Below are 9,363 nucleotides of genomic sequence, written 5' to 3' on the forward strand. Positions count from 1 at the left end.
TGCTGGTGAATCATAATCCGAGAATTGGGCAATGCCATCCGCTTACCAGCAGCTCCCCCTGCTAGGAGAAATGCGCCCATACTAGCAGCTAAGCCATAGCATATGGTAACCACATCTGGGCGCACTTGCTGCATAGTATCATACATTGCCATCCCTGCAGTTACCGAGCCACCTGGGGAGTTGATATACAATTGGATATCCTTTTCCTCGTCTTCGGCTTCTAGGTATAACAGCTGGGCAACAATTGAGTCAGCTACCACGTCATCGACCTGGGTTCCCAAAAAAACAATGCGTTCTCGCAGCAGCCGTGAATAAATGTCAAATGCTCGTTCTCCCATTCCAGACTGCTCTACCACCATTGGTACAACACTACTGGAGGTGATTTGGTATTGGTCTAGAGAACTTAAGCTGGTGATTGAGGAATGAGGGGAAACAGATTCCAGCATAGATTGCAGCATAGGATACAATTCGCCAAGACCTCTCGATTTACTAATAAAGGTGCTATCTAACAAGGTAACGAATAGGCATAAAGTCAAAGTCTCTATAGAAACTATTATGCCTTAACTGTTTGCTTGTTGGTGCAAGAAGAGTTGACGGTTAGAGAGTTGAGGATTATCTATAAGCCTAAGCTGTTGAGCATCTAGTGTTGAAAACCGATCTAAGCTGAGTCTTGGGTTTCAGCCTCAGAATTATAAAAGTTAAATCCTCAGCAGCTTAGCCACTCCCTACCGCGTCCGTTGGGCAAATCAGCAACAAGGCCAACTCTAGGATTTACTCAGAAACTGGTTCAGCTGGTACTTCAATGGTTTGGGAAGCCGCATCGGTGGTTTCTAGTTCGGTTACTGTAACGCCCGTGTCTTCTGCTTCAGTTTCTTCTTCTTCGGTTATGGTTCCTTTGGGAACCAGCTCGATAGTACCGTGATCTTCTAACCATTTAATGGCTTTGAGTTTGAGCAAATCGGACTCGACGAATTCCCTGAGCCGATCCGGATCTACCTCTTGACCAGCCAACTCCTTCATCAATTCTTTACTTTTCGCTTCTATTTCCGACTCTTCAACGGTTAGGGATTCACGTGTAGTTATTTCCTTAAGGGCTAGGGATTGTCGGAGGCTTTGGATGGCATCAGGACGTGATCGCTCTCGCAGCTGTGGTAGATTCTCTTCAGTAAACAGCCTTTTGACATCCATGCCCAACTGTTGCATCTGGATTGCTGTTTGGGTCAAAATTGTTTGGAGTTCCTGGTCAATTAGGGTTTCAGGCAAGTCAACTTCAACCTTTTCCAACAGAGCGTTGATTAAAGCCTCCTCCTTGCTGGCTTGCGTTTCTTGATCAGCGCTTTCCTGAAACTCCTGCTGTAAATATTCCCGTAACTCTGCCAAGGTTTCTTTATCACTAACTTCTTGAGCGAAGTCATCATCTAACTCTGGCAGCTCTTTTTCCTTGATTTCTTTTAGGGTGATGCTAAATACCGACGACTTGCCAGCTAACTCTTCTAGGGGGTAATCTTCAGGAAACGTCACTGGTACTTCTTTATTCTGATCAGGATTCATACCAACGATCCCTTGAAGAATGTCCTCTAGGAACTTGCCTTCCCCAAGTTCAATTTCAAAATCCTTAGCCTCACCGTTAGGTATTACTGAGCCTTCATCCTCTTCGCTATCACCAGTAAATCGACCGACATAATCGACCACGACCACATCTCCCATCTGGGCTGGACGTGATTCCACTGGTACTAGGGTAGCCTGCTCAACACGCCGTTGTTCGAGAAAATTATCCACGGCATCCGGTTCAACCTTAGTTTCCTCAGCTTTCACACTTAAGCCATTGTATTCCCCTAAATTTACCACTGGTGGCACATCCACCGATGCTGTGAAAGTTAGGGGTTCTCCGGGTTTGAACTGGCTGAGCAAATCTTCTAAGGTAGAGGTTAAATTATAGTTTCCTAGTGCCTCAATTTGGGCTTGCTCAATTGCCTGCTTTAGACTACTGTCGAGCAACTCTTCGATGGCAGCAGCTTTTACGTGTTGGGCACCAAGACGTTGTAGCAAAACCTGACGGGGTACCTTCCCTTGGCGAAACCCAGGAATTTTGACTGTGCGGGAAAGGTTTTGTAAAACCTTTTCATAGGCTTTTTTGGTCGTTTCAGCCGGAATTTCAATTTCCAGACCAACCTGGCTAGCGGGAAGTTTTTCCTGAGTTACTTTCATTGACGCTTGGGTGTGAAGAGTTAATTGTTTAATGAGTTGGGACAGTTGATAGTCAACCTGGCTGAATCAAAGATTCGACCTGGGGACTCCTATATTACTTTAGGTGTTGCCTGCTTCGACCAACAAAATTCACCAAAAAGATTTACATTGTTTCAGCCAAGGTATTTATCCACATTAAGTAGTTGCCCTAGCCGACGGTGGTTCCCATTAAGGGGTTTGGCAACCAGCGTCGCTGTGAGAAATTTCTCAAGGGGTTTGAGTCAAAACGCCGATATCCAAAGGAGTAGAGGTAAAAATTAATGGTTATCGAGTATCGCTTGCAGATGGACAACTTCTACATTGGATGGGACTAGACGGGAGAATCCAAAGCAATTATGGTATGCTGATCCTAACAACCAGTTAAGCGTGAAGCACATCTACCAGTTCCTTTCCGGCAGTAGAAAAAACTATCTATAGGTGGTTACTACAGCCTTTAAGTAAGCTCTTAGTCGATCAGAGCTTTTCAATTGTACATAACACGCCAGTCGATCAATCTGGTGGAGGCTTAATAGGGCAGTGTGAGCAGTTACACTAGCGCTAATTGATAAGTTTATTGAGATTTGGGCATTCCAGGCATTTTGTTAAGACGCCAATGGGCTATAGCGAACAGGGTAAGGACAAAAATCAATTAAGTTGGCATTATTATCAACAATATTGATAAATAAGTGCAATAGTCCTGAAAATAAAGGCTTAATATGGTCGTAATCCTTAATATCACATTTTGGCTCAATTGCCCTTAACCTGCTATAGCGAACCGTTATCAGAGGTTAAATACCTAGTAAGGGAAAAAAAATTTAGATACTCTTAAAGAATGCACTGATGAAATTATCACGCACATTTACTATGTTGAATTGAATGAGTGGAGGAAAGTCATTTGTCTAGTCAAGTTCGCGTTGCCATCTTAGGCGCAACGGGTGCTGTAGGTGAAGAACTACGGTTACTCTTGCAAAGCCGAAACTTCCCACTGGCTGACCTTAAGCTGTTAGCCTCACCCCGCTCTGCTGGTCGTGTCATCCCCTTTCAGGGAGAAAAGTTACGAGTGGAAGCGGTGGGAGAGCACTCTTTTGATCAGGTAGATTTGGTCTTAGCATCAGCTGGGGGGGCAACGTCGAAAGCTTGGGCGGCTATTGCTGTAGAAAGTGGTGCAGTGGTCATTGATAACTCCAGTGCCTTTCGGATGGATCCACAAGTACCTCTAGTGATTCCGGAAATCAATCCAGAGGCAGCAGCAAATCATCAAGGAATTATTGCCAATCCCAATTGCACTACGATTTTAATGGGTATGGCAGTATGGCCATTACATCAGGTACAGCCAGTAAAACGCATAGTGGTAGCTACTTATCAATCCGCTAGTGGTGCTGGAATGAAAGCGATGGAAGAATTAAAATTACAGACTCAGGCAATTTTGAAAGGAAAAACGCCACCAACAGAAAGCTTTCCTTATCCCCTGGCATTTAACTTGTTCCCCCACAACTCCCCCTTAAATGAGCAGGGGTACTGTCAGGAAGAAATGAAGATGGTCAATGAAACCCGCAAAATATTTAATGCTCCACAGTTAAAAATTAGTGCTACCTGTGTACGGGTTCCCGTACTCCGTGCTCACTCAGAAGCAGTTAACCTAGAGTTCGACCAACCCATGCCAGTAGCTAAGGCAAGAGAAATATTAGCCACTGCCCCTGGAGTAAAACTAGTAGAAGATTGGCAGGCGAACTACTTCCCTATGCCTATTGATGCGTCGGGTAATGACGAAGTACTAGTGGGTAGGATTCGACAAGACCTTTCTCACCCTTGTGGTCTAGAAATTTGGTTGAGTGGAGACCAGATTCGTAAGGGTGCTGCCTTGAATGCAGTGCAAATTGCTGAGTTATTGGTAGCCAAAAATTTGCTAAAGTCCTTAGTCCCAAGTCCTTAGTCCTTTTTAGAAGCGCAAAAAGTATTCTGGAACAGCAAGCTTTACCAAAGAGCAATGACTAATGAATAATGGCTAATGACCAATGACCAATAATTAATGAGGAGTGAGAAAAGGGTGGTCAATTTTGGACGTGTGCTAACGGCGATGATTACGCCGTTTAGGGAAGATAGCAGCGTCAATTATGCTGTGGCAGAGGATTTAGCAACTCATTTGGTTGATAATGGGACAGATACTTTGGTGGTATGTGGCACCACTGGTGAGTCTCCTACCCTTACCTGGGATGAAGAGTACCAACTATTCCAAGTAGTCCAAAAAGCAGTTGCAGGTAAAGCCAAGGTAATTGCTGGAACGGGTTCAAATTCTACAGAAGAAGCGATCGCTGCTACTGAAAAAGCTGCTAAACTAGGGTTAGATGGATCATTACAAGTTGTACCGTATTACAATAAACCGCCACAGTCAGGACTATACCAGCATTTCCAAGCAATCGCCAAATCCAGTCCTGACTTTCCCCTGATGCTCTACAATGTACCGGGTCGCACAGGACAAAATCTCCAACCGGAGACGATTGCTCGTTTAGCCCAAATTCCTAATATCGTAGCTGTTAAAGAGGCTAGTAGCGACTTCGAACAGACTAGTCAAATTAGGCGTTTAACCCCACCAGATTTTGCTATCTATTCTGGCGATGACTCCTTTACCCTAGCCACCCTGGCACTAGGAGGATCAGGTGTAGTTAGTGTAGCCAGTCATATGGTTGGTTCCCAAATTCAACAGATGATTAAAGCTTTTGAGAAGGGGAAAACTACCGAGGCGACTCTTATTCACCTCAAACTTTTTCCCTTATTTAAAGTACTCTTTTGTACTACCAATCCTATCCCCATCAAAACAGCACTAGAACTTCAAGGTTGGCAGGTGGGTAGTTTTCGCTCACCCCTTTGCGAGCTACCTTCTGAATTAAAATCCCGTTTAAAGGAGGTTCTAATTGAGCTGGATTTAATTTAAATCTGTACTCATTTTTTTGTACCAATTACCTTTGATCAGATCTATCTTCGCTTTGTAAGGGAGGAAAGATGAATGACCTCTTAGCGAAGACTATGTTATGGATTGCGAGGGAGATTAGTGAGCTATGAATAGTTAATTTAAGTTTTGCTTTCTTTCTCCCTAATTTTTTTCTATTATTTTCTTTCCTATTATTTTCACGTTTATTTGCTAATAATGATTTTATCATAAAAAGCTCTACATCATTGCTTTATATGTGTGATGAATATCTATATTGAAAAGGTAATTTTTATCACTTTTTTTCAAATTTTTACTAACAAAAAAAACGAGGAGTCAAATGACTAAGCAAACATCTAAACCAGCTTTAAAAATTATTCCTCTGGGGGGACTCCATGAAATTGGGAAGAACACTTGTGTTTTTGAATTCAATGACGAAATCCTGCTCTTAGATGCTGGGATTGGCTTCCCTAATGATGAGATGCATGGAATTAATATCGTCCTCCCCGATATGACCTATTTACGGGAAAATCAGCACAAAATCAAGGGCATGATTGTCACTCACGGTCATGAAGACCATATTGGTGGCATTCCCTATCATTTAAAGCAATTTGATATTCCCGTGATTTATGGACCCCGCTTAGCCATGGCATTACTTCAAGGCAAGCTAGAAGAAGCTGGTGTAGCTGACCACACAGAATTGAAACGTGTAATGCCCCGTGAAACGGTACGTATCGGTTCTTCATTCCTTGTAGAATTTATTCGCAACACTCACTCGATTGCTGATAGCTTTACCATTGCCATTCGTACGCCAGTAGGTGTGATTATCCATACAGGTGATTTCAAAGTTGACCATACCCCTGTGGATGGAGAATTCTTCGATTTCCAAAGACTAGCGGAACATGGGGAAAAAGGGGTATTGTGCTTGATGAGTGACTCGACTAACGCCGAAGTTCCTGGACATACTCCATCTGAACGTTCGGTTTATCCGAATCTAGAACGAGCCATTGCCCAAGCACCAGGACGAGTCCTAGTGACTACCTTTGCCTCCTCAGTTCACCGGATAAGTATAGTCCTGGATATCGCCCAAAAACAAAACCGGAAGGTGGCAATTGTGGGTCGTTCCATGCTGAATGTGATTGCCCACGCTCGTAGCCTGGGTTACATTAAATGCCCAGATAACTTGTTTGAGCCGTTAAAAGCCGTTAAAAATATAGCACCAGAAAAAATTCTGATTCTGACAACGGGTTCTCAAGGTGAACCGCTAGCCGCAATGACTCGCATTTCTAAAGGGGAACACCGGGAAATTCAAATCCAAGCAGGGGACACAGTGGTCTTCTCTGCCAACCCCATTCCTGGTAATACAATTGCGGTGGTGAATACCATTGATCGGTTAATGAAGCTGGGAGCCAATGTTGTATATGGTCGTAAGCATGGCATTCATGTTTCTGGTCACGGCGCTCAGGAAGACCATAAACTGATGTTGGCTCTAACACGACCAAAATTCTTTATGCCGGTGCATGGTGAACATCGAATGCTAGTTCAACATGCCAAGATGGCTCATACTATGGGTATCCCTGTGGAAAATACTGTGATTACCGATAATGGGGATGTGGTGGAGTTATCTGAGGACAGCATTAGTATTACAGGTAACGTCCCCTCAGGTATTGAACTGGTAGACCGCACTGGTATTGTTCATGACAATGTTTTGAAAGAACGTCAGCAGTTGGCTGGAGATGGAGTAGTGACTGTAGCTGCCGCACTCAGTTGGGATGGCAAACTCCTTGCCAAGCCAGAAATTCATCTTCGGGGTGTGGTCTCACCGTTAGAAACATCCCTCCTGCAACAGTTGGTGATCAAAAGAATTGAACGGACATTAAGCGATCGCTGGTCAGATTTTGATAAATCCTTGACAGGGAAAGCTACTGAAATTGATTGGGAAGGCTTGCAAAAGCAAATTCAAGCTGACCTCCAGCGTTTAGCTCGCCGGGAACTCAGGAGTCGTCCGCTGGTGGTGTTCTTGCTGCAAACCCCAGAGGAACCACCAGTTAAGGTCACAGGTACACGACGTCGGCGCTCTACTGCCAAAGTGGCTTCATAAGAAGAAGGGTGAATGTTCGCCCTTGGCGTCCTTTTTCCCTTATTTTCGTCCTTAATTCCCAAAAAGACTGACTTCAACACTCAGGAAACAACTAAATGTTGAAGTCAGTCTTTTTTTTTACGACATTAGAGCTACTGATGAGTTATTCTAATAGCAATGATGAGTTATTCTAATCAGTGTGATTACTCAATCCCTATTGCCAAATTGCCAAAGTTCCGTAAGAGTGACCAAGCTTGGTCATTACGGATCTTGGCAGCATATCAGTAGATGCAGTTAATTACACAGATAAGCTAGTTTCACAGATAAGCTAGTACACACTAAACTGATCTATTCAAATTCGTCACAGCTTGTTGGCAGTTGATGCTTAACCCTTAACAGTCAACTATGCTTTAAGCTTGCTGCTCTCAAAGCTACCCTTGCCAGCTATCAGCTCTGATGCCCCTGTAGCGAAGGAGCTAGCGAAGGAGCTGACCCTGGAGTACTAAACCAAAAGCTCAGTTTATGTCCCTCAGAACTATCGCGCAGCAATGGCTTCAATTGAGCAGCGTAAATGGGTATTAGCTTACCTGGTTTACACTAACTGCTATCTATAGGATTTGTCCTAACCCAGTCATGTTTGTGTCGATTGACTATATATATTTAATTCGATTTTAAGATCAGCTGCTGATATCCAGCGGCGAAAACACCCTATTCCAATAGTGATAGGGTAACGACAAAAAAAAGGCGGTATGCCTGTAATAACCACCAAGATCGGCTCTCCTCAGGCAGAGGGGGAGTGTTATCTTGCTCTGGCAAGATATACATAAAAATGATCCTCTGTCAATCCGGTATGAGAAAGATATCTTGTGTAGTTATATTACAGGCGACTGGATTACCGCCTACTAGTAGTATCACAGGTAAAAGACATGAGTGTATCTGATTATACAATAAGTAAGCTAATCATTACAAGTCGGGTTTGGATTAACCCAGGAACAGATTCCTCCAAGATTACAATTCCTGCCTTACTCGGCAAGACCAGGAAGACTTTTGATCTGCTGGAGTCATTACGGCAGTGGCTGAACCAAATTGAGGTTGATAACCCCAAATTAGCCCACCGTCTCTGCCGACTAATTCCAGCCCAGTGTCCTTTTGAACGTCAGATTAAACTTTTCAATCGCACTCTACTTCGGATTCCACCATTGTGTAAACTCAATCCTGTCTATGATGAAGTGGTAGCCCTGCGCTTCCGAGCACTGTCTTATCTGGCCGATGAATGTGGTGAAGATATCACCTGTTACTGCTAAAATTCCGAAACGAGAATTTTAGCAGCGGGCGTCGGGAAACCGTGCCTATTAGAAAACATCATGGCCATTATTGCCCTAAAAGCCTGGTATCTCCAGAAATACGAACCCATCAAAGAATTGGAGAAACGCCACCATGACCTGCGTTTGAGCAAAAATAGTTTGCTTAAGTCAGGCTTAAGAGCAGATTTTTTGGATGATAGCCAGGATGTAAAAAACTCTGAATGGTTTATGCGTTACCTAGCAGGGGAAACAGTCGAGTTTTACATAGAAGGTAGTGGGGGCTATGCCATTTCCAATATTGACTTGATTTCTCACGAGATTTACTTCACGAAGCGAGAGGTAATGGCACAACTGTCGCCAATAATCTTTGTGAGTTACCAGACTGAATACAGTGCCTCTAGTGAGGCTTTGCGTAGCACCCTGTCAGATACCCTAGATACCTTTAATAAGCGATCGCGTTTACCCCTAACTCTAGAAGAATCCCGACGCCCAATTGGTGAACCAATGCGCCTGGGGAGTACCCAGATGCGCAAAATCCGCAAAAGTCTAGTGTTCATTGCTGATGGCACCCCGGTGGCTGGTCTAGCAACGGAAAACAAACCCTTACTGATTCCTAGTCCCTATGTTTGTGTGGAAATCGGCTATGCTTTGACGGCTAAGCCGACGGAACAGATTTTGCTCGTGAACATGAAACGACCAGATTTACCAGGACAGTTTCCTTTTGATCTGCCTAGCTACCAGCAGCTGATCTGCCAAAATCCACAGGAACTGCGCCAAATGTTGCCAACGGTGATGGAAAATTTGCTAAAACGGTTTAATTTATCAAC

The 9,363-nt window shown here is 43.9% G+C and carries 7 protein-coding genes; 5 read left to right on the forward strand and 2 right to left on the reverse strand.

Annotated elements, in window-relative coordinates:
- Positions 1–446: ATP-dependent Clp protease proteolytic subunit (locus F6K52_RS26340; protein ID WP_293085272.1), on the reverse strand; the 446-nt coding region annotated here is incomplete at its 3' end.
- A 325-nt stretch (positions 447–771) separates the two neighbouring features.
- On the reverse strand, positions 772–2,208 hold the full coding sequence (tig, locus tag F6K52_RS26345; RefSeq protein ID WP_293085258.1) for a trigger factor: 1,437 nt from the start codon (positions 2,206–2,208) through the stop codon (positions 772–774).
- A 913-nt stretch (positions 2,209–3,121) separates the two neighbouring features.
- Here tig and F6K52_RS26350 point away from each other — a divergent pair.
- The 5 genes from F6K52_RS26350 to F6K52_RS26370 form a co-directional block, all read left to right on the forward strand.
- Positions 3,122–4,159, forward strand: a complete 1,038-nt coding sequence (locus tag F6K52_RS26350; protein WP_293085261.1) for an aspartate-semialdehyde dehydrogenase — start codon at positions 3,122–3,124, stop codon at positions 4,157–4,159.
- Positions 4,160–4,255: 96 nt separating this feature from the next.
- Entirely contained in the window at positions 4,256–5,158 is a 903-nt protein-coding gene (gene dapA / locus F6K52_RS26355) for a 4-hydroxy-tetrahydrodipicolinate synthase (protein WP_293085264.1), read from the forward strand.
- Between the two features lie 334 nt (positions 5,159–5,492).
- Positions 5,493–7,253, forward strand: coding sequence for a ribonuclease J (locus F6K52_RS26360; RefSeq protein ID WP_293085267.1), 1,761 nt, complete (start codon positions 5,493–5,495; stop codon positions 7,251–7,253).
- A 905-nt stretch (positions 7,254–8,158) separates the two neighbouring features.
- Positions 8,159–8,536, forward strand: coding sequence for a Mo-dependent nitrogenase C-terminal domain-containing protein (locus F6K52_RS26365; protein ID WP_070394323.1), 378 nt, complete (start codon positions 8,159–8,161; stop codon positions 8,534–8,536).
- Positions 8,537–8,596: 60 nt separating this feature from the next.
- The coding region (locus tag F6K52_RS26370; protein WP_293085270.1) for a hypothetical protein at positions 8,597–9,363 on the forward strand (767 nt) is incomplete at its 3' end.

Origin of the sequence: Moorena sp. SIO3H5, from assembly GCF_010692395.1 — a bacterium.
Lineage (GTDB): Bacteria > Cyanobacteriota > Cyanobacteriia > Cyanobacteriales > Coleofasciculaceae > Moorena.

Coding starts and splice junctions, on each gene's coding strand:
- tig (WP_293085258.1), bottom strand. CDS start 2,208: ATGAAAGTAACTCAGGAAAAACTTCCCGCTAGCCAGGTTGGTCTGGAA.
- dapA (WP_293085264.1), top strand. CDS start 4,256: ATGAGGAGTGAGAAAAGGGTGGTCAATTTTGGACGTGTGCTAACGGCG.
- F6K52_RS26360 (WP_293085267.1), top strand. CDS start 5,493: ATGACTAAGCAAACATCTAAACCAGCTTTAAAAATTATTCCTCTGGGG.
- F6K52_RS26365 (WP_070394323.1), top strand. CDS start 8,159: ATGAGTGTATCTGATTATACAATAAGTAAGCTAATCATTACAAGTCGG.